The sequence below is a fragment of the Bradyrhizobium sp. 153 genome, assembly GCF_023073835.1.
Taxonomy (GTDB): domain Bacteria; phylum Pseudomonadota; class Alphaproteobacteria; order Rhizobiales; family Xanthobacteraceae; genus Bradyrhizobium.
Genome location: NZ_JADPKH010000154.1, coordinates 16,390 through 33,551 on the forward strand (window position 1 = coordinate 16,390; position 17,162 = coordinate 33,551).

Annotated in this window: 20 protein-coding genes; 10 read left to right on the plus strand and 10 right to left on the minus strand. The window is 64.0% G+C overall.

The features are described from left to right. The first annotated feature begins 1 nt into the window (after window position 1). Both IVA91_RS35025 and IVA91_RS35030 read left to right on the plus strand, forming a co-directional pair. Window positions 2-2,005 (plus strand): acetyl/propionyl/methylcrotonyl-CoA carboxylase subunit alpha, encoded by a 2,004-nt coding sequence (locus tag IVA91_RS35025; RefSeq protein ID WP_247419691.1) that lies wholly within the window; start codon window positions 2-4, stop codon window positions 2,003-2,005. Between the two features lies 1 nt (window position 2,006). Continuing rightward, window positions 2,007-2,918, plus strand: a complete 912-nt coding sequence (locus tag IVA91_RS35030; protein WP_247419688.1) for a hydroxymethylglutaryl-CoA lyase — start codon at window positions 2,007-2,009, stop codon at window positions 2,916-2,918. A 6-nt stretch (window positions 2,919-2,924) separates the two neighbouring features. Here the strand turns inward: IVA91_RS35030 and IVA91_RS35035 are convergent, their stop codons facing one another. From IVA91_RS35035 to IVA91_RS35050, 4 genes are all read right to left on the minus strand, one after another. Then, complete coding sequence (locus tag IVA91_RS35035) at window positions 2,925-3,851, minus strand: dihydrodipicolinate synthase family protein (protein WP_247419685.1); 927 nt, start codon at window positions 3,849-3,851, stop codon at window positions 2,925-2,927. 76 nt (window positions 3,852-3,927) lie between these two features. Further along, window positions 3,928-4,911 (minus strand): TRAP transporter substrate-binding protein, encoded by a 984-nt coding sequence (locus IVA91_RS35040; protein WP_247419681.1) that lies wholly within the window; start codon window positions 4,909-4,911, stop codon window positions 3,928-3,930. Window positions 4,912-4,934: 23 nt separating this feature from the next. Next, window positions 4,935-6,200, minus strand: coding sequence for a TRAP transporter large permease (locus IVA91_RS35045; RefSeq protein ID WP_247419679.1), 1,266 nt, complete (start codon window positions 6,198-6,200; stop codon window positions 4,935-4,937). After that, a complete protein-coding gene (locus IVA91_RS35050; RefSeq protein WP_247460718.1) occupies window positions 6,200-6,808 on the minus strand; it encodes a TRAP transporter small permease in 609 nt (202 codons plus the stop codon). The genes IVA91_RS35045 and IVA91_RS35050 overlap by 1 nt, the downstream gene beginning before the upstream one ends. Before the next feature lie 224 nt (window positions 6,809-7,032). On the opposite strand from IVA91_RS35050, the gene IVA91_RS35055 reads away from it, so the two are divergent. Next, the gene (locus IVA91_RS35055; protein WP_247419676.1) at window positions 7,033-7,725 is read left to right on the plus strand and encodes a GntR family transcriptional regulator; all 693 of its coding nucleotides are present in this window, start codon (window positions 7,033-7,035) and stop codon (window positions 7,723-7,725) included. Between the two features lie 108 nt (window positions 7,726-7,833). Here the strand turns inward: IVA91_RS35055 and IVA91_RS35060 are convergent, their stop codons facing one another. Genes IVA91_RS35060 through dctP form a run of 3 tightly spaced genes read right to left on the minus strand, consistent with a single transcriptional unit; the run spans window position 7,834 to window position 10,762 of the window. After that, on the minus strand, window positions 7,834-9,192 hold the full coding sequence (locus IVA91_RS35060) for a TRAP transporter large permease (RefSeq protein ID WP_247419675.1): 1,359 nt from the start codon (window positions 9,190-9,192) through the stop codon (window positions 7,834-7,836). Further along, window positions 9,189-9,743 (minus strand): TRAP transporter small permease, encoded by a 555-nt coding sequence (locus IVA91_RS35065; protein WP_247419674.1) that lies wholly within the window; start codon window positions 9,741-9,743, stop codon window positions 9,189-9,191. Before IVA91_RS35065 ends, IVA91_RS35060 begins: the two co-directional genes overlap by 4 nt. Then, window positions 9,740-10,762 carry a TRAP transporter substrate-binding protein DctP gene (dctP, locus tag IVA91_RS35070; protein ID WP_247281042.1) on the minus strand — a complete coding sequence of 341 codons (1,023 nt, stop codon included), beginning with the start codon at window positions 10,760-10,762 and terminating at the stop codon, window positions 9,740-9,742. Before dctP ends, IVA91_RS35065 begins: the two co-directional genes overlap by 4 nt. A gap of 323 nt (window positions 10,763-11,085) precedes the next feature. On the opposite strand from dctP, the gene IVA91_RS35075 reads away from it, so the two are divergent. After that, window positions 11,086-11,328 (plus strand): pentapeptide MXKDX repeat protein, encoded by a 243-nt coding sequence (locus IVA91_RS35075; RefSeq protein WP_247460720.1) that lies wholly within the window; start codon window positions 11,086-11,088, stop codon window positions 11,326-11,328. Between the two features lie 157 nt (window positions 11,329-11,485). Here IVA91_RS35075 and IVA91_RS35080 read toward each other — a convergent pair whose 3' ends face one another. After that, on the minus strand, window positions 11,486-11,833 hold the full coding sequence (locus tag IVA91_RS35080; RefSeq protein ID WP_247419673.1) for a DUF6481 family protein: 348 nt from the start codon (window positions 11,831-11,833) through the stop codon (window positions 11,486-11,488). A gap of 263 nt (window positions 11,834-12,096) precedes the next feature. Between IVA91_RS35080 and IVA91_RS35085 the strand changes: the two genes are divergently transcribed. The 3 genes from IVA91_RS35085 to IVA91_RS35095 all read left to right on the plus strand — a co-directional run bounded on the left by IVA91_RS35085 (window position 12,097) and on the right by IVA91_RS35095 (window position 13,577). Continuing rightward, the gene (locus IVA91_RS35085; RefSeq protein ID WP_247281045.1) at window positions 12,097-12,324 is read left to right on the plus strand and encodes a hypothetical protein; all 228 of its coding nucleotides are present in this window, start codon (window positions 12,097-12,099) and stop codon (window positions 12,322-12,324) included. A 77-nt stretch (window positions 12,325-12,401) separates the two neighbouring features. Next, a complete protein-coding gene (locus tag IVA91_RS35090) occupies window positions 12,402-12,614 on the plus strand; it encodes a hypothetical protein (protein WP_247281046.1) in 213 nt (70 codons plus the stop codon). A gap of 198 nt (window positions 12,615-12,812) precedes the next feature. After that, the gene (locus IVA91_RS35095) at window positions 12,813-13,577 is read left to right on the plus strand and encodes a hypothetical protein (RefSeq protein WP_247281047.1); all 765 of its coding nucleotides are present in this window, start codon (window positions 12,813-12,815) and stop codon (window positions 13,575-13,577) included. Between the two features lie 296 nt (window positions 13,578-13,873). Here the strand turns inward: IVA91_RS35095 and IVA91_RS35100 are convergent, their stop codons facing one another. Further along, window positions 13,874-14,035, minus strand: a complete 162-nt coding sequence (locus tag IVA91_RS35100; protein ID WP_247281048.1) for a hypothetical protein — start codon at window positions 14,033-14,035, stop codon at window positions 13,874-13,876. Window positions 14,036-14,285: 250 nt separating this feature from the next. Between IVA91_RS35100 and IVA91_RS35105 the strand changes: the two genes are divergently transcribed. Together IVA91_RS35105 and IVA91_RS35110 are read left to right on the plus strand one after the other, a co-directional pair. Continuing rightward, window positions 14,286-14,474 carry a hypothetical protein gene (locus IVA91_RS35105; protein ID WP_247281049.1) on the plus strand — a complete coding sequence of 63 codons (189 nt, stop codon included), beginning with the start codon at window positions 14,286-14,288 and terminating at the stop codon, window positions 14,472-14,474. A 250-nt stretch (window positions 14,475-14,724) separates the two neighbouring features. After that, window positions 14,725-14,943: a hypothetical protein gene (locus IVA91_RS35110; RefSeq protein WP_247281050.1), complete on the plus strand. Its 219-nt coding sequence runs from the start codon at window positions 14,725-14,727 to the stop codon at window positions 14,941-14,943. 428 nt (window positions 14,944-15,371) lie between these two features. On the opposite strand, the gene IVA91_RS35115 is transcribed toward IVA91_RS35110, so the two are convergent. Beyond that, window positions 15,372-15,599 carry a DUF2171 domain-containing protein gene (locus IVA91_RS35115; protein WP_027574503.1) on the minus strand — a complete coding sequence of 76 codons (228 nt, stop codon included), beginning with the start codon at window positions 15,597-15,599 and terminating at the stop codon, window positions 15,372-15,374. A 124-nt stretch (window positions 15,600-15,723) separates the two neighbouring features. Between IVA91_RS35115 and IVA91_RS35120 the strand changes: the two genes are divergently transcribed. After that, window positions 15,724-17,007 carry a hypothetical protein gene (locus IVA91_RS35120; RefSeq protein ID WP_247281127.1) on the plus strand — a complete coding sequence of 428 codons (1,284 nt, stop codon included), beginning with the start codon at window positions 15,724-15,726 and terminating at the stop codon, window positions 17,005-17,007. Window positions 17,008-17,162 lie beyond the last annotated feature (155 nt).

Below are 17,162 nucleotides of genomic sequence, written 5' to 3' on the forward strand. Positions count from 1 at the left end.
GATGGACCGCTCAAAGCTCTACCGGCGATTTCGCACGCTCCTGATCGCCAACCGCGGCGAGATCGCCTGCCGCGTCATCCGCACTGCGCGGGCCATGGGCCTGCGCACGGTCGCGGTCTATTCCGAGGCCGATCGCGACGCGATGCATGTCGCGCTCGCCGACGAGGCCGTGCTGCTCGGGCCGGCGCGGGCACGCGACAGCTATCTCAATGTCGAGCGGCTGATCGAGGCCGCGCGCAAGACCGGCGCCGAAGCCGTGCATCCCGGCTACGGCTTCCTATCGGAGAATGCCGAATTCGCGCGGGCCTGCCTCGATGCGGGGCTTGTTTTCGTCGGGCCAACCGCCGAGATGATGAATGCGATGGGCTCGAAATCCGGCTCCAAGGCGCTGATGGAGAAGGCTGGCGTGCCGCTGGTGCCCGGCTATCACGGCGAAGTCCAGGACGAGGCGACGCTTTCGAAGGCTGCGGACAGGATCGGCTTTCCCATCCTGGTGAAGGCGTCGGCCGGCGGCGGCGGCCGCGGTATGAGGATCGTGCGCTCGGCGGCCGAACTCGGGCCCGCGATCATCAGCGCCAAACGCGAAGCCAAGGCTGCGTTCGGCGACGACCGCATGCTGATCGAGAAGTATGTCGACAATCCTCGGCACATCGAGGTGCAGGTGATCGGCGACAGCCACGGCAATCTCTTGTCGCTGTTCGAGCGCGAGTGCACGCTCCAGCGCCGGCACCAGAAGGTGATCGAGGAGGCACCATCGCCGACACTCAATCCTGCCCAGCGCGAGACCGTTTGCGCCGCCGCGCGAAAGGCGGCGGGCGCGGTGAACTATGTCGGGGCGGGTACGATCGAGTTCGTCTCCGACGGCAAGGACGTGTTCTTCATCGAGATGAACACGCGCCTCCAGGTCGAGCATCCCGTGACCGAGCTGATTACGGGCATCGACCTCGTCGAATGGCAGCTGCGCGTCGCCTTCGGCGAGGCGCTGCCTTTGAAGCAGGACGAGATCCGGCTCAACGGCCATGCGGTCGAGGCGCGCGTCTATGCGGAAAATCCAACCAAGAATTTCATGCCATCGGTCGGCAGGATCTCGACCTGGCGTTTGCCGGCCGAGACCGGCGGACTGCGCATCGATGCCGGCTATCGCGAGGGCGACAGCGTGTCGCCGTATTACGATGCGATGCTCGCCAAGATGATTGCCTGGGCGCCGACGCGGGACGTCGCGATCGAGCGGCTCAACCGCGGACTGCAGGAGTCCGACGTCCGCGGCATCGTCACCAACATTCCGTTCCTGTCGGCGCTGATGACGCATCCGAAGGTGCGGACCAATGCGATCGACACCGGCTTCATCGAGCGCGAACTGGCGGTGCTGACACAGGCAGCGCCGGCGCCCGGCGAGCTCGAGCTGTGCGCCGCCGTGGCCGCAATCGTCAATGACGAACGGCAAGCAGCGCAGGCGGATGCGAATTCGCCCTGGCAGACCTTCGGCTGGCAGCCGGTCGGCTGCCGCCAGCGCATTTTCGCCTTTCGCGTCGGCCATGGGCCAGAGCAGAAGATTACGCTGAACTACGGGAGCGGCGCCTCGACGCTGGTGATCGGCGAACGCGAGCTGGCGTTCGCGATTGCCACCAAGGAAGGCGGCTTTGACTTGACGCTGGACGGCGTCAAATCGCAGGTCGCGGCGGTGATCGACGGCCATGAGCTGTATTTGCGCACGCGCAACGGCCGCTTCGACCTGCACTGGGTCGATCCGTTCGGCGGCGAGAGCGAAGAGCATGCCGGCGAGGACAAGATCGCGGCGCCGTTGCCGGGTACCGTCGTCGCCGTGCTGGCGGAGGAGGGCGCCAAGCTCGATAAGGGCGCGCCGATCCTCACGCTCGAAGTGATGAAAATGGAGCAGACGCTGCGCGCGCCCTATGCCGGCGTGCTGAAGTCCGTCAAATGCAAGGTCGGCGACATCGTGCAGGAGGGGGTCGAACTCGCTGTGGTCGAGCCTTCGGGAGAGTGAGATGAGCGATCAGGTCCGCATCATCGAAATGGGGCCGCGCGACGGCCTCCAGAATGAGAAGACGCCCGTCAGCGTCGAGGTCCGCATCGCTTTCGTCGAGGCGCTGGTCGCGGCTGGCCTCACCACGGTCGAGGTCGGCGCTTTCGTCTCGCCCAAAGCGATCCCGCAAATGGCAAGCTCGGACGCCGTGCTGCGCGGCGTCAGCCATGTGCAGGGCGCCGAATTCCATGTGCTGGTGCCGAACGAGAAGGGTTATGATGCCGCACGTGCTGCGGGCGCGCAGGTCGTCTCGGTGTTTGCGGCGGCCTCGGAAGGCTTTTCGCGCGCCAACATCAATTGCTCCGTCGCGGAGTCCATTGAGCGGTTCAAACCGGTGCTCGCGCGCGCCAAGGCGGACGGTGTTCCGGTGCGTGGCTATATCTCCTGCGTGCTGGGCTGCCCGTTCGACGGCGAGATCAAGCCGAAGGCGGTCGCCGATCTTGCCAACACGCTATGGGAGCTCGGCTGCTACGAGATCTCGCTCGGCGATACAATCGGCGTCGGCACGCCGAGCAAGGCAAGGGAGATGCTGCGCGCCGTAGCCGCCAACATTCCTCCCGCCAATCTCGCCATGCATTTCCACGACACCTACGGCCAAGCCCTCGCCAATCTCTATGCGGGGATGGAGGAGGGCGTCCGCGTTATCGACGCCGCCGCGGGCGGCCTCGGCGGCTGCCCCTACGCCCCCGGAGCGACTGGCAATGTCGCGACCGAGGACGTCGTCTACATGCTCGAAGGTATTGGCATCAGGACCGGCATCGATATGGACCGGCTGCTGGCGGCGACCAACGAGATGAGTGCCGTGCTGGGCAAGCCGCCAGTGAGCCGCGTGGCGTCCGCGCTGAACGCCAAGCGGAGGCGCGTGGCGACTTAAGGCCGCTTACGCCGCCTTCAAGCCCACGTCCGGCAGGCGCGGCCGGTTCTTGAGCGCCTTGTCCATCATAGCCTCGACCTCTGCCTTCTCTTGTGGCAGCAGCGCCAGGCGCGGCGGGCGCGTCAGCGCGGTGCCGCGGCCCATGATGTGCTCGCACAGTTTGATGCACTGGACGAGGTCCGGGCGTGCATCCAGATGCAACAGCGGCATGAACCATTCGTAGAGCGGCATCGCCTCGGCGTAGCGCCCTGCCTTGGCGAGACGGAACAGGGTCTCGCCCTCGCGCGGGAAGGCGTTCGACATGCCGGAGACCCAGCCAACCGCGCCCATGGCGACGCTCTCGACGATGACGTCGTCAAGACCAGCGAACAGCACGAAGCGGTCGCCGACCATGTTGCGGGTGTCGATGAACCGTCGCGTGTCGCCGGACGAATCCTTGAAGCAGACGACGGTGTCGACATCGGCGAGCGAGGCCAGGATGTCCGGAGTGACGTCGTTCTTGTAGATTGGCGGATTGTTGTAGAGCATCACCGGCAGGTCGGTGGCACTGGCAACGGCGCGGAAATGCGCAGCCGTCTCGTGCGGCTTGGACGAATAGACCAGCGCCGGCATCACCATCACACCGTCGATACCGGCGCCCGCGGCTTCCCTGGCGGTCTCGACTGCAAACGCCGTGGTGAATTCGGCGATGCCGCACAGCACGGGCACACGGCCGGCCGCAACCGACTTCGCGGCCTCCATGATCGCGACCTTCTCCTTGCGCTCCAGCGAGGTGTTCTCGCCGACCGAGCCGCAGACGATCAGACCGGAAACCCCGTCGCGGATCAGCCCATCCATGACCTTGGCTGTCGCATCGATGTTGAGCGACAGATCGTCGTTGAACTGCGTGGTGACGGCCGGGAAGACGCCTTCCCAGGAAATGCGTCGGCTCATTGCTTGGCTCCGATTGGAATTGTATCGGCGGATGGTTCAATCCGCCGGGCAGTGATGGTGAAGGGCGAGGGTGGGATCAGAGCGTCGCGCCGACCTTGCGCAGCTCGGCGAGGACAGGGGCTTTTGGCAGCCAGATCTTGTCGAACTCGGCAATGACGGCCTCGGTGTCCTTGGCGTCGACCTGGCGGATCGGGATCGGCGCGTTCTTGAAGTTCTCGATCAGCGCGGGCTCATTGCCGGCGAGCTCGTCGATCTGCACATCCAGCGTCGACTTGATCGTCTTCGTGATCAGCTCGCGGTCGGCCGAGGGGAGCGACTGCCAGACTCGGCCCGAGACGACCGCCGCCATCGGCATGAAGACGGCATTCATCTGGAGGATCACTTTCGACACCTTGTCGAAGCGCTGGTTCCAGGAGAATTCGAGATCGGCCTCGAGGCCGTCGACCTGGCCGTTGGCCATGGCGTCGAACACCTGCGGCGTCGGGATCGGAGTCGGTGCAGCGCCCAGCGAGGAATAGAAATCGCGATAGACCGGCGTCGGATTGATGCGCAGCTTCATGCCGCGAATGTCGGCCAGGGTATTCAGATCCTTGGAGGAGAACACGGCGCGCATGCCGGTGATGCCCCAGCCGAGCCCGATCGTTCCGGTCTCCTGCGGCAGCACTTCGAACAGCTTCACCGCCGCCGGATGCCGCACGAATTTCGCGACCGCAGGTGTCGAGCGGACGATATAGGGCGCATTGATCGCGGCGATGTGCGGCACGCGGGAGCCGAGCTCGGCGGCTTGGATGAAGCCCATGTCGAGCGCGCCGGATTGCAATTGCTGCATCATCGCGGGCTCGTTGCCGAGCTGCCCGGAGTGGAACACGCTGACGCTCAAGCGGCCGCTCGTGGCCGCCTTGAGATCTTCGCCGAATTTGAGCGCGGCCTTGTTCCAGGAATGGCCGTTGGGCGTGATCAGGCCGAGCCGGAATTCCTTGGGTTGGGCGAGCGCCAGCGACGGCGCGAACACCGATGCGGCGGCACTGGCGGCCAGAAAGCGGCGACGTGAAAGCGGCATGGTCGGGCTCCTTTCGGATGGGCCTATTTGACGAGGATCAGCGAGAGTGACGGGTAGAGCGAGAGCAGCACGAGGAGGACGCAGGAGATGACGAAGAAGGGCAGCGTCACCATGAACATCTTACCCGGCTTGGCACCGGTGACAGCGGCCGCAACGAAGAAGCAAAGTCCGACCGGCGGCGACAGCAGGCCGAGCACGAGGTTGATCACCACCACGACGCCGAAATGCCGGGGGTCGATGTGATAGACGTCGGTCGCGACCGGAAGCAGGATCGGCACCGTCATGATCAGGCCGGGAATGCCGTCGATCACCGTGCCGATCACCAGCAGGATGACGTTGCAGATCAGCATGAAGCTGACCGGGTCCTTGGCGGCCGTCTGGATCCAGGCGGCAGTCTCCTGCGGCACTTTGCCGAAGATCAGGACCCAGGAGAACACCGCCGCGGCTGCCACCAGGAACAGCACGATTGCCGAGTAGACGGCGCTGCGCAGCATCATTTGCGGCAGCTGGGAAAATTCGAACTCCTTGGTCCAGAATTTTCCGACCAGTGCTGCTGCGACGGCCCCGACGGCTGCGGATTCGGTCGCGTTGGCGAGGCCGCCGAGAATGGTGCCGACGATGACGATAGGGATCAGCAGCGTCGGAGACGTCCGCAGGATCGTCATGATGCGCTGACGCGGCGTCTGATAGTCTGCGCGGGGATAGCTGTAGACATAGCCCATCAGCGCGATGACGAGGCAGAACATCACGGTGAGGATGACGCCAGGCACGATGCCGGCGATCAGCATGTCGCTGACCGAGACCTGCGCGAGCACGCTGTAGACCACGAACATCACCGATGGCGGGATGATCGGGCCGAGCATGCCGCCATAGGCGGTCAGTCCCGCGGCGAAGGTCTTGTCGTAGCCCTTCTTCTCCATCTCCGGCACCATGATCTGGGCCATGATCGCGACCTGCGCAGTCGCAGAGCCCAGGATCGACGAGATGAACATGTTGGCGAGGATGTTGACGTAGGCGAGCCCGCCCTTGAACGAGCCGACGAACGCCATCGCCATGTCGACGATGCGCCTTGTGATGCCGCCGCCATTCATGATCTCGCCGATCAGGATGAAGAGCGGAATGGCGATCAGGCCGTAGCTGTCGACACCGCCGAAAAGCTGGAGCGGGTAAGACTGGAACAGCACGGGATTGCCGGATGCGGCGATGTAGACGAGGCCGGCGAGGCACAGGCAGAGGCCGATCGGCACGCCGACCAGCATGAAAGCCATGAAGGCGGCTGACGTGATCATCAGTTGACCCCGTCCAGCTCGGAGAGCTGAAAGCCTTTTGGCGAGGTGCGCGGGACCAACTCGAGATCTTCCAGCAGATTGGCGAGGCCGTGAATGGTCATCGACACCGCGAAGATAGGCAGCGTCAGATATAGCACCCAGGTCGGCCAGTTCAGCGTCTGGGTGTGCTCGGTGTAGAGGAAGTTGAAGGTCTCGGCGGCGAGCTTGCGCCCGTCGAAGCCGGCGCGGGCGAGACCAATCGGGTCCATCCAAAGCACGCAGGTGACGATCAGTGCGGCGCCGAACACGACCACGAGGCCGGTCGAGATCACTTTGGCGAGCTTCTGGCGCGGCGCCGAAAGACGCTCCGTCAGCATGGTCACCGCGAAATCGAGCCGCAGCCGGGTCATCGCGGAGGCGCCGATGAAGGTCAGCCAGACCACGCAATAGACGGCGGATTCGTCGATCCAGTAGATCGGGAAATGCGAGTACCGGGTGACGACGTTCACCAGGATCAATCCGGTAAGCAGGTACATGAGGCCCATCAGCGCGAGGCGCTCGACCGCGAGCAGGGCGCTGGACGCGCGGACGATCATGCGTCGAACGCTGAATGCGCGTGTGGGCAGCATCGTCTGTTCGATCATGGAGGCCCAACCTCGAGATTTGTCGTGCTATCGCCAAATGTATAATTTATACATTTACGCTGTCAAACGGAGATTGCGGCCACTTCGGCGGCAGGACGCGCTTGGCTGGGCACTGGCTTTTGCTGGACTCTAGCTTTCGCTGAAGCCTTCAACATGCAAGAGAGGGACCGCTTCGGCCGGATGAATCGCGAAGGAAGACAGAAGGTCAGATGAAACAGCCTTTGAAGCATCGCACGCTGTCGGCTGCGATCGTCGACCAACTCAGGCAGGCGATCCTCGACGGCACCTATCCGGCGGGATCGCAGCTGCGCCAAGATGCGCTTGGCGAGGCCTATGGCGTCAGCCGCATCCCGGTGCGGGAGGCGCTGTTTCAGCTGGAGGCGGAAGGGCTGGTGCGCATCGTGCCGCAGAAGGGCGCCATCGTCTCCGAGCTGTCGCTGGACGAGATCAACGACGTGTTCGATTTGCGCCGCATCCTGGAGCCGAGATTGCTGGCGCAGTCGGCGCCACGTTTCACCGTTGATGATTTCGACGGGCTCGACGACATCCACAAGAGTTTTGAGAAGGCGATCAAGGCGCGCAACGTCAGCGAATGGGGGCAGCTCAATGCCGACTTCCACATGGCGCTCTACGTTCATGCGCCGCAGCCGCGCACAAGAGCGATCGTGCTGTCACTACTCCAGACCAGCGACCGCTACACCCGCTTGCAGCTCTCCAACACCAAGGCGATGGGGATCGCCGAGAAAGAGCACGCCCATCTGATCGCGCTCTGCCGCGCACAGAAGGTCGATGAGGCCTGCCGCTTCCTGGAGCGGCACATCGAAGCCGTGCGTAAGGATCTGTTGCAGGTGGTGGCCGGCAGCGCGATCGCGCCGAAGTCACGGCGGAAGGAGAAATCGTAAGGCGAGGAAAAGCGCGCAGCGCCGTGCCCACCATCTGTCCATGATCGCGACAGAAGTGGTGGGCACGCTTCCGCCTTCGCTCCTCGAGCTACGGCAGTTCGGCTAGCTCTACCTGCTCCCGTCCGGCCCCATCACGAGATCCGGCAGCCAGGTCGAGATCTCCGGCACGAGGCACAGCAGCAGGACTGCGAGCATCATCAGCAGCACGAAGGGCAGCGTGCCCCAGATCACCTCGCGCAAGGGAATGTCGGGCGCGACATTGCGGATGACGAAGATGTTGAGGCCAACCGGCGGGTGGATCAGGCCCATCTCCATCACGATGGTCATGACCACGCCGAACCAGATGATGTCGAAATTGGCGGCGCGGAGCGGCGGCAGGATGATCGGCGCCGTCATCAGGATAATCGAGACCGGCGGCAGGAAGAAGCCGAGCACCACGACCATGACGAGGATCGCGAACAGCAGCTCCCAGCGCGGCAGGTGCATCGCGACGATCGATTCGGCGACCGATTGCGAGATGTGCAGATAGCTCATCACGTAGGAATAGAGCAGCGACATGCCGATGATCATCATCAGCATGGTCGATTCCCGGATCGTCGACCGCATGATCGGAGCGAGATCGCTCGGCCGCCACACGCTGTAGATCGCTGCGATCAGCGCCAGCGCCAAGAGGCCGCCGAGGCCGGCGGTTTCCGACGGCGTGGCGTAGCCGCCATAGAGCGCGATCATGACGCCGGTGAGCAGCAGCACGAAGGGGATCACCCGCGGCAGGACGCTGAAGCGTTCGGCGAGCGTATACTCGTCGCGCTGCAGGATCGGAGCTTCCGCGCCGCCGTTCTTGTAGATCGCTTCGGCGGCGGCATATTCCTGGCGGAAGCGGATCACGGCATAGGCGCCGAACAGCGAGACCAGCAAGAGGCCGGGCCCGATGCCGGCGAGGAACAGCCGCCCGAGCGACTTTTCGGCGGCGACGGCGAACAGGATCATGGTGATCGAGGGCGGCAGCAGAATGCCGAGCGTGCCGCCGGCAGCGATAATGCCGGCAGCAAAGCCGCCGGAATAGCCGCGCTTGCGCATCTCGGGGATGCCGGCCGAGCCGATCGCCGAGCAGGTCGCGGGCGAGGAGCCCGCCATCGCTGCAAACAGCGCACAGGCGAAGACGTTGGCAACGCCGAGGCCGCCCGGCACCCGATGCAGCCAGGCATGCAGCGCCGAATAGAGATCCTGGCCGGCGCGCGACTTGCCGATCGCGGCACCCTTGAGGATGAAGAGCGGGATCGACAAGAGCGTGATCGAGGCCATTTCCTCGTAGACGTTCTGCGTCACCGTATCGAGCGAAGCGGCGGGCATGTAGATGCCCATGAACACGACTGCGACTGCGCCAAGCGCGAACGCAATCGGCATGCCCGAAAACATCACGAGCAGCGTCGCGATGCCATAGGCGAGGCCGATACCAAAGACGCTCATGGCCGCCGGGCTCCGGTGAAGGGCAGCGCAAGCTGCACGAGGATCTGGATGCAGAGCAGGCTCATGCCGAGTGCCATCAGCGAATAGGGAATGGCGAGGGGCGGCGACCACATCGAGTTGGAGACCTGGCCGTCGACATAGGCTTCATGGGCCAGGGTCCAGGACTTCCAGGCGAAGAAGCCGCAGAACAGGAACGTTGCGGCGTCGACCAGCCAGAGCCGGACCTTGTTCGCGAACGGCGAGAGCAGGCCGACGAAGGCCTCGATGCCGATGTGGCCGCGGTTCTGCTGCACATAGGCCGCCGTCATGAAGGTGGCGCCTACCAGCAGGAACACGGCGGCCTCATCCTGCCAGTAATTGGCGGCCTTGAACAGCGCGCGGCTGAGCACGCTGTAGCTCAGGATCATACAGGCCGCGACCAGCGCGATCGCGGCGAACACGACGATGATGCTGTTGAGGACGGCGAGGCCGCGATCGATCGCCGCCGCAAGGCCTGTTCTTGCGGCAGCGTTCGGCAGGTCATCACGATCCGGAAGCGGACCGTGGCTCATGCTGCGACGTCGGTGGCGAGCTTGAGCAGGTTCGCAGCGGTCGCGGTCTTAGCGCTGTAGTCCTTCCAGGCGGTGTCGCGGGCGATGTCGCGCCACTTGCCGACGGTCGCGGCGTCGAGCGCCGAGACCTTGGCGCCGGCTTTCTCGTAGACCTTGGCAACCTCGACGTCGTCGTCCTGCGCGCCCTTGCGGCCGAAGGCTTCGAGCTCGGTGCCGACCGCGAGCAGGATGTCCTGATGGTTCTTCGGCAGCTTGTCGAAGATCGCCTTCGACATCATCAGCGGCTCGAGCATGAACCAATAGGAGGTGCCGGCCCCTGATGTCAGCGACTTCGCGACCTCTTCGAGACGGAACGAGATCAGGCTGGTGGACGAGGTGATGCCGGCATCGCAGGCGCCGGTCTGCATCGCCGCGTAGATTTCGTTCGATGGCACCGACAGCACCGAGGCGCCGGCGGTCTGGAGCACCATGTCCATCTCGCGCGAGCCGCCGCGCACCTTCAGGCCCTTGGCGTCTTCAGGCGCGACGATCGGCTTGGAGCGGCTGGCGACGCCGCCGGCCTGCCAGACCCAGGTGAGCAGAATGATGCCCTTGTCGGCGAGGAAGTCGGTCAGCGCCTTTCCGACCGGTTCTTTCTTCCAGCGCAAGCCCTGGTCATAGGTGGTCACGAGGCCGGGCATCAGGCCGATATTGGTCTCCGGCAGCTCGCCGCCCGCATAAGGCATCGGATAGAGGCTGATGTCGAGCGCGCCCTTACGCATCGCGGAGAACTGCGCGTTGGTCTTGATCAGCGAGGAGTTCGGATAGATTTCAGCGGCGATGTCGCCATTGCTGCGCTTGGCGACTTCGGCGGCGAACATGCGGCAGAGCCGGTCGCGGAAATCGCCTTTGTCGATGGTGCCACCTGGGAATTGGTGCGAGATCTTCAGCGTGGTGGCGGCCTGCGCCGTCCCGGTGCCGAAGCGAAGAATGGCGGGTGCGGCGACGGCGGTCGCGAGCAGATGACGGCGCGTGAGCATGGTGTGATCCCCTTGGGCGGTTCTTTGCAAGGTTCTTGTTTGGCGTGAATTTGGGTCCGGGTTTTCGAGCCCGGCGCGTAGGCCCATCCTAGCCGGTCTTACACCCGATGATCTCTCATCTGATAGTTCGAGACCGAATGCCGCGGCAAGTGCCGGACGTGCTGCGCTGCACACTTTCGATCTGCGTGGGACTACGCCAGACGAAGGACGGCAGCGGGCGCGCGGAAATTATCGGCCGGCGCGTAACAACACCACGTGGCAATCCGTCGACAGGACAGCGGCATCCGTCGCTGACAAACACCATCTCGAAGGGAAGACTGCTCATGACCATTCGCACCCGCATCGTGCTCGGCGTTTCGGCTGCCGCCCTGTCGCTTGGCCTCGCGCTGATGCCTGCCGCCTTTGCTCAGGACAAGATGGGCAAGGACGAGGGCATGATGAAGAAGGACACCATGTCCAAGGACGGCGTGAAGAAGAATACCATGTCCAAGGACGAGGGCATGAAGAAGGATCACATGTCGAAGGACGGCATGAAGAAAGACGACGGGATGATGAAGAAGAATTGATTATCCGCGGTCGTCGCGAAGCGCCTCGCCGAGGCGAAGGCGCGCGCTTCGGATGCCCTCCGCAATCGGCCATCGGGGCGGCGCATTCGCGCGCTCCGGTGGACCATCTCGAAGTGAAGTGAACTGAGGCGTGCCTCAGTTCAATTTGATTTGAACGCTACTTCCGCTTGGCCTTGCGGGCCGCGTAGCGGGCGTCGCGCTTTGCCTTCTGCTCGGCCTCGAGCGCAGCCATCCTTTCGGCCGCCTCCTGAGCCTCGCGTGCAATCCGCGCGGCCTCGGCTGCCTTCGCCTCTTCCTCGCGGCGCTTCTGCTCAGCCTTCTCCGCGTCGCGCGCGGCCTTTGCCTCGGCGCGCTTCACTGCGAGAGCCTCGCGCTCGGCGCGCTTCGCCGCAACCGCGGGATCATCGGGCCCGGGTTGGGATTTGAATTTGTTCAAAAGATTTTTGCGTGCGTCCTGCGCCGCCTTCTGACGGTCTGCGAAACCGGGTTCCCTGAATCCACTCATCGACCAGCCTTGTCTTCCTCGCTTTCGATCCTACATCACTGCCTGTTGGTACGTCGGCTGGGCATAGCAGGCGCCACGCGACGCACATGCGTGTACATCGACGCACGTCGCAACGCCACCCAAATCGCAGCCGATCAGGTCAACGAAAAATCGCCCCCCGACGATCTCTCGTAGCCCGGAAAAACTGCCGAATTGTGATGTCCCTCATAAGGGAGCACGCGGAGCGGCGCCTAGCGTCCGCCCCAACGAGACGGAGCACGGGCATGACGATCTTCCGACTGAGCCTGAAGGCGCTCGGAGCTGCCTTCGTGGTGGCGGCGCTGGCCGGCGCCGCATTGCTGCTAGCCCGTCCGCAGCCGATCGAGAGCGCCGTGTTGGGCGCCGATTGGGAGTGCACCCGGACCGCATTCGTGCTCACCACCTGTGCACCGCGGACGACCCCGGCGGTCGAGACCTCGCGCAAGGATGCAATCCGGCCGACCAGGGGCTGAACTGGATCGGACGATCGGATGTGACGCCACGTCGCAGAGGTGCTAAAGGCACCTTGCCCGACCGAAACAGGTCACCCATGTCCAAGCCCGAATCGGGCCCGAAGCCCAAATCCTCTCAAAAGTCACCATCCGGCGACAACCGCCGCGGCGCGGTCGCCGGCTTGATTATCGCGATCGTGATCCTGGGCGTCGGCTGGTGGCTCGCGCGGGATCTCACGGCCGCCAGCAAGATGCAGGACTGCCTGATGTCAGGGCGGAGCAACTGCAACGTGATCGAGCCGGCGCGCTAGGAGCGGTCCGGCGCGCACCGCTGCAGCTCTTTCGGGCCAAAAATTGCTCTGATCTTAATCATTTTTAACGGGACTTGGCCGATCAAGCAGGTCAGTTATGTCAGCCCGGCATCAGCTCGGCGTGAGATGAAGCGTTTATCGCGCCAGGAACCACGGCAATTGAGCACGGCAATCGAGAGAGTAGGGGGTCAAACACGCATGAGTGCGTCCAGCCGCATGAAGATCATCATTCCCTTGGTTTCGGCCATGTCGTTGCTCGCGCTGTCGGCGCAGGCGCAGGAGGCCAGACCGCCGAAGGAGGCCGGCCAACAGCCGGCAGGGTCGCGACCCGGCGCGCCGCCCCAGGACAATCAGTCCATGCGCAAGGGGCCTCCGCCGCAGCAGGCGGCCCGGCCCGCGCTGCAGCCTTCCGGTCAGCCTCATGCCGGTCCCGGCTCGCACAATGCCGGCGGCCCGCCCGCGCGCAATTATGCCCGCGGGCCCGCACCGGCGCGCGATTGGGGCGGTCACGCCTATCGCGGCAACCGCGCCTGGGAGGGCGGACGCTGGCGCCACGAGGTCCGCAACGGCCGATCGGGCTGGTGGTGGGATGTCGGCGGCGTCTGGTATTATTATCCGCAGCGCATGGCCGGACCGCCGGCCTACATCTCCGAGGAGTATATCGACGACGTGCCGGTGGCTTATGCGCCGCCGCCGGCGGCGTACGCGCCGCCACCGCCTCCGCCGCCAGCTGATCCCGGTGCAAGCGCGCTGGGCGGCGCCATCGTCGGTGGGGTGCTGGGCGGCCTGCTCTCCGGCAATGCAACCGGAGCTGCCGCAGGCGCGGTTCTCGGCGGGGCGACCGGCGCGATCGCCGGCGCTACGGCCGCCTCGCAACCCGGCTACTATCTGGCTCAGGGCGTTTGCTACTACCGCTATCCCAACGGTCAGTATGTGCAGGCCGATCCCCGCGCATGCTACTGAGTTTTCCCAGCCGGATTTGAAGCGCAGAAGCGGGCTCAGGCCCGCCTCTTTCGTCTGGCGCCCCGCGATAGGCATCACATCCAGCACTGCGCTCGCTGACACTCACGCAAGTCTCGAAAGAAAACGTCGGGATGATTCGCGGGGTGTAGCTCATGCTGGATTCCATCCAGATCAGCATGGCGTGGTGGGACATGATCGTTTGCGGGGGGATCAAGCTCTCGCAGGTACTGCATTAGCTGTTCTAGCGCACCATCGGCGGCGGCTCCCCAGCGGGCAGACCAAATCGCCTTTGCGCTTCAAGATACCAGCCAGTTGAAAAACGCCATCGCGGCCCAGACCAGGCCGCCGATCCATGCCAGCATTACGATGGTGATGGTGCCGAGATAGGCGATCCCGAGCAGGGCGGACCCTTGTCGTTGGGTCGGGACGACCACCTCGGCTGCTGCTTTGTGTGTCATGACCGGACCATCCTGTCCTCTGCGCTCCTGCAAGCGCTCGCGCCTAGAGAGCGCCAAGTAGTGTTTATCGGAGATGCCGTCCGCAGCCTGTGAGGCAATTCACAGACCAGTCTGAATGACACACCAGTCTGAATGAATCTCGGCCCTGGCGTCACGATGCCTGCATACATCGAAGCGATCGCTCCGGAGTCTCCCGTGACAATTCCGCCGGACGCCGGCGCTGCCCCGCAATGATACGGACGAAATTGCCATGCGCTTGTCCAGATCGGCCGGTTATACGGTCGGCATCATGTGCAGCAAGTACGATCCACAGCACGAGGCCGAGGCCGCGATGAAGCGGGCCGCTGCGTCCGAAGGCGCTGATCGGCAGCGCCTGATCCAGCTGGCCCTGGCTTGGCATCAGCTCGCCCGCGACCGGCGTGAGGAGCGGACGGATTAGCCGCATTCCCGCCGACAGCCCTTTCGTGGCAAGAAAAACCCCGTGCTCGGGGGGACAAGCACGGGGTTCTTCAAAGCCGACCGGGGCTGGTAGGTCGGCACCACCTGTTTCGTCGCATGCAACGTGCCGGTGGTGAACTCGTTCCATGACGCGCAGAAATTTATCGCGCCTTTGCCCAGGGCGACCGGCTTGCGCGGTCCACCTCGGCTCAGATCTCGGAACATTCGATCCGCAGCAGCGTTGGCCGGCCATGACCGACCCCGAATTGCGTGCACAGTCCTTCGAGATCGCCTGGAGATATCTCGACCAATCCGGTCTGCTAACCGGTGAACCCAAGGATTCAGCCCGCTTCATCCTGAACAGGATCGACCGCATGATGCTGCGCGGCGAGCGGCGCAGACTGCTACTGTCAAACGCCGCGATTGATGCCTACCGGCTGCGGCCTCTGCTCGTGACGCTGGATGCATGATCGATACGCCGCCGGGTGCGTCTGGTCGCCTCCACGCGCCCAGGCCCGAACGGCGAAGGCCAGTTGATGGTGACCAACCGCGACATCCGTCAGAGAAGCTTGCACAACTTCGAGGCGCTTCGCAATTCCGCCCGGGCTCACGTCTACGGCAGCGTCGATCGCCAAAAATGCCATGGCGCTGGCGGCAACCCCGGACGTGATGGCGATTCTTGTCCAATCGGATGGCGGCATCACGATAACCTTCGACAGCTCTTTTGCATGCCGGATAGGTAGGGCTCTGCTGTCCGCTGGACAGGCCTGCGCACGCTTTCTTGAAGTGCGATAGATTTGCAAAGTTTGCTGCGTAGCGATGTTGCGCTTGACACGAATCGGCGAACCCCGAAACGGGTCCGTGAACAAAGAAAAAGCCCCCAAAGGGGCTTGCTGTGTTATGCCGCTTCCGTTTTCGGCACGGCGTCGGCGTTCACCGACAGCTTGACGACATCGCCTTCGACGGCGCCGACATATTTCGTGTCGATGTAGTGATGGTGGTCCTTGTGACCTTCGGGACTGTCCTTCCGGGTCAGCTTGATGCGGTTGCCCTCGACGCGGTCGACGGTGCCGACATGGGCGCCGTCCTTGCCGATGATTTTCATGTGCTCTCTGATATCAGCCATATGGTCCTCCTTGCACAGTCTTTAACTGCGAAGAGCGGCCTTCGTTGCAGGCCGCGCGGGCAGATACTGGACCCAACGCAGGGCGCAGACGTTGAATTGCGGATGGCACATGTCCAAGATCCGCATGGAGACGCTTGAGGCCTATCTGGAACGAAAGCATCAGGAACTCAGGCTATTGAATGATTGTCTGAGAAACCGGCTCGATTTGGCACGTCCGCGATCCGTCGACGAGGTCGTCAGGTCCAAATTCCAGATCACTGCGGCGCTGAGAGCGGAGCATGAGCTGCATGAGTGGAAGGCGACGGAGACGGCCTGGTCGCACACGGCCGATCCCGCCAGCGGGCCGTTCCAGTTCAGTTATGACTACCAGCGGGCCGATCTCAGGGTACGCGGTCCTTCGTTCTATGAGCTCGCGTGCGGCTGCACGATCGAGACGATCTATACCGCGTCAGGCATGGCCGCGATCTCCGCTGTGCTCCTCGCTTCCGCACAGATCATCGACAAGGCCGACATCCTGGTGCTCCCGAGCACCTACGGCGAAACGCTGGAGCTGATCCGAAGCTTTGTCCCGCACCTGCAACTCGTCGGCTTGAAGCCCGCGCTGGGCGATGGGTTTGCCCGGGGGAATTCTCCGCAAATCCTGTTGCTCGATTCCTGCTCCTTTGCCGGCGCTTTCGAGGCGGCGCTCCGCAGTGACGGCTCGGGGCTCGATCTCCTCGTCTTCGACACGACCTGTTTCGCCGGCAGATCCGGGCGGATCAGACGCGTCCTGCGATGGGCCCGGCGATACGGAATTCCGCTGGTGCTGGTGCGAAGCCACAACAAGCTCGATTCGCTCGGAGCGGAATATGGCCGGCTCGGCTCGGCGGTTTTCGTCTATGACAAGGAGCACGAGCGGCGGGCAGGGCGCCTTGACTGCAAAGGGCTCGCCGCCGCAACGCGTAACGCGGTGCGGCTGCTCGGCGGCGCGGCGTTGCCGGCACACTTCCCGCCCTTTGCGGGCAGTGCAACCTACTGGGCTCTGACGAAAAGGCGCGTTGCGGCGATCTTGCGCAACGGACGAAGCACGGCCCGATATTTTGCCGCAAGGCTCCCGGCGCTCTCGGCCGAGCTCCATTTCACCCACGGCCTCTACGTTACGCTTCGGAGCAGGCATCCGCTGGACGAGGCGAGCGCGCGACAGGCCGCCGAAGACATGAGCAACGAACTCCGCGCCGAGGGTTTTCCCATCCGTCACGCCGGCAGCTTCGGTTTCGACTTCGCCGCGACCGAGTGGTTTCACGATGCCACTAGGGAACAGTATAGCGTCCGGGTGGCTATTCCCGATCTTCCGACGGAGCTCTGGAATGATCTGGCCGCGGCGATTGCGTCGTGGTGGCGGGCGCATCAGGCCGAGGTTGGAAGATGAACGCCGCTGCGGCGCCGCGGGGGGCCGAGCGAGACTAGCCCCCTTTTAGCGTCGGTTGGCGATCCCGGCAGGACTCGAACCTGCAACCCGCGGAGTAGAAACATTCCGGGCGCGGAGGCAAAATCCGCTACTCAGCAAAGGCTTAAGCCGGCTCC

Excerpts from the sequence above, each read along its gene's own strand:
- IVA91_RS35025 (WP_247419691.1), top strand. The coding sequence starts at position 2 with ATGGACCGCTCAAAGCTCTACCGGCGATTTCGCACGCTCCTGATCGCC.
- IVA91_RS35030 (WP_247419688.1), top strand. The coding sequence starts at position 2,007 with ATGAGCGATCAGGTCCGCATCATCGAAATGGGGCCGCGCGACGGCCTC.
- IVA91_RS35035 (WP_247419685.1), bottom strand. The coding sequence starts at position 3,851 with ATGAGCCGACGCATTTCCTGGGAAGGCGTCTTCCCGGCCGTCACCACG.
- IVA91_RS35040 (WP_247419681.1), bottom strand. The coding sequence starts at position 4,911 with ATGCCGCTTTCACGTCGCCGCTTTCTGGCCGCCAGTGCCGCCGCATCG.
- IVA91_RS35045 (WP_247419679.1), bottom strand. The coding sequence starts at position 6,200 with ATGATCACGTCAGCCGCCTTCATGGCTTTCATGCTGGTCGGCGTGCCG.
- IVA91_RS35050 (WP_247460718.1), bottom strand. The coding sequence starts at position 6,808 with ATGCTGCCCACACGCGCATTCAGCGTTCGACGCATGATCGTCCGCGCG.
- IVA91_RS35055 (WP_247419676.1), top strand. The coding sequence starts at position 7,033 with ATGAAACAGCCTTTGAAGCATCGCACGCTGTCGGCTGCGATCGTCGAC.
- IVA91_RS35060 (WP_247419675.1), bottom strand. The coding sequence starts at position 9,192 with ATGAGCGTCTTTGGTATCGGCCTCGCCTATGGCATCGCGACGCTGCTC.
- IVA91_RS35065 (WP_247419674.1), bottom strand. The coding sequence starts at position 9,743 with ATGAGCCACGGTCCGCTTCCGGATCGTGATGACCTGCCGAACGCTGCC.
- dctP (WP_247281042.1), bottom strand. The coding sequence starts at position 10,762 with ATGCTCACGCGCCGTCATCTGCTCGCGACCGCCGTCGCCGCACCCGCC.
- IVA91_RS35075 (WP_247460720.1), top strand. The coding sequence starts at position 11,086 with ATGACCATTCGCACCCGCATCGTGCTCGGCGTTTCGGCTGCCGCCCTG.
- IVA91_RS35080 (WP_247419673.1), bottom strand. The coding sequence starts at position 11,833 with ATGAGTGGATTCAGGGAACCCGGTTTCGCAGACCGTCAGAAGGCGGCG.
- IVA91_RS35085 (WP_247281045.1), top strand. The coding sequence starts at position 12,097 with ATGACGATCTTCCGACTGAGCCTGAAGGCGCTCGGAGCTGCCTTCGTG.
- IVA91_RS35090 (WP_247281046.1), top strand. The coding sequence starts at position 12,402 with ATGTCCAAGCCCGAATCGGGCCCGAAGCCCAAATCCTCTCAAAAGTCA.
- IVA91_RS35095 (WP_247281047.1), top strand. The coding sequence starts at position 12,813 with ATGAGTGCGTCCAGCCGCATGAAGATCATCATTCCCTTGGTTTCGGCC.
- IVA91_RS35100 (WP_247281048.1), bottom strand. The coding sequence starts at position 14,035 with ATGACACACAAAGCAGCAGCCGAGGTGGTCGTCCCGACCCAACGACAA.
- IVA91_RS35105 (WP_247281049.1), top strand. The coding sequence starts at position 14,286 with ATGCGCTTGTCCAGATCGGCCGGTTATACGGTCGGCATCATGTGCAGC.
- IVA91_RS35110 (WP_247281050.1), top strand. The coding sequence starts at position 14,725 with ATGACCGACCCCGAATTGCGTGCACAGTCCTTCGAGATCGCCTGGAGA.
- IVA91_RS35115 (WP_027574503.1), bottom strand. The coding sequence starts at position 15,599 with ATGGCTGATATCAGAGAGCACATGAAAATCATCGGCAAGGACGGCGCC.
- IVA91_RS35120 (WP_247281127.1), top strand. The coding sequence starts at position 15,724 with ATGGAGACGCTTGAGGCCTATCTGGAACGAAAGCATCAGGAACTCAGG.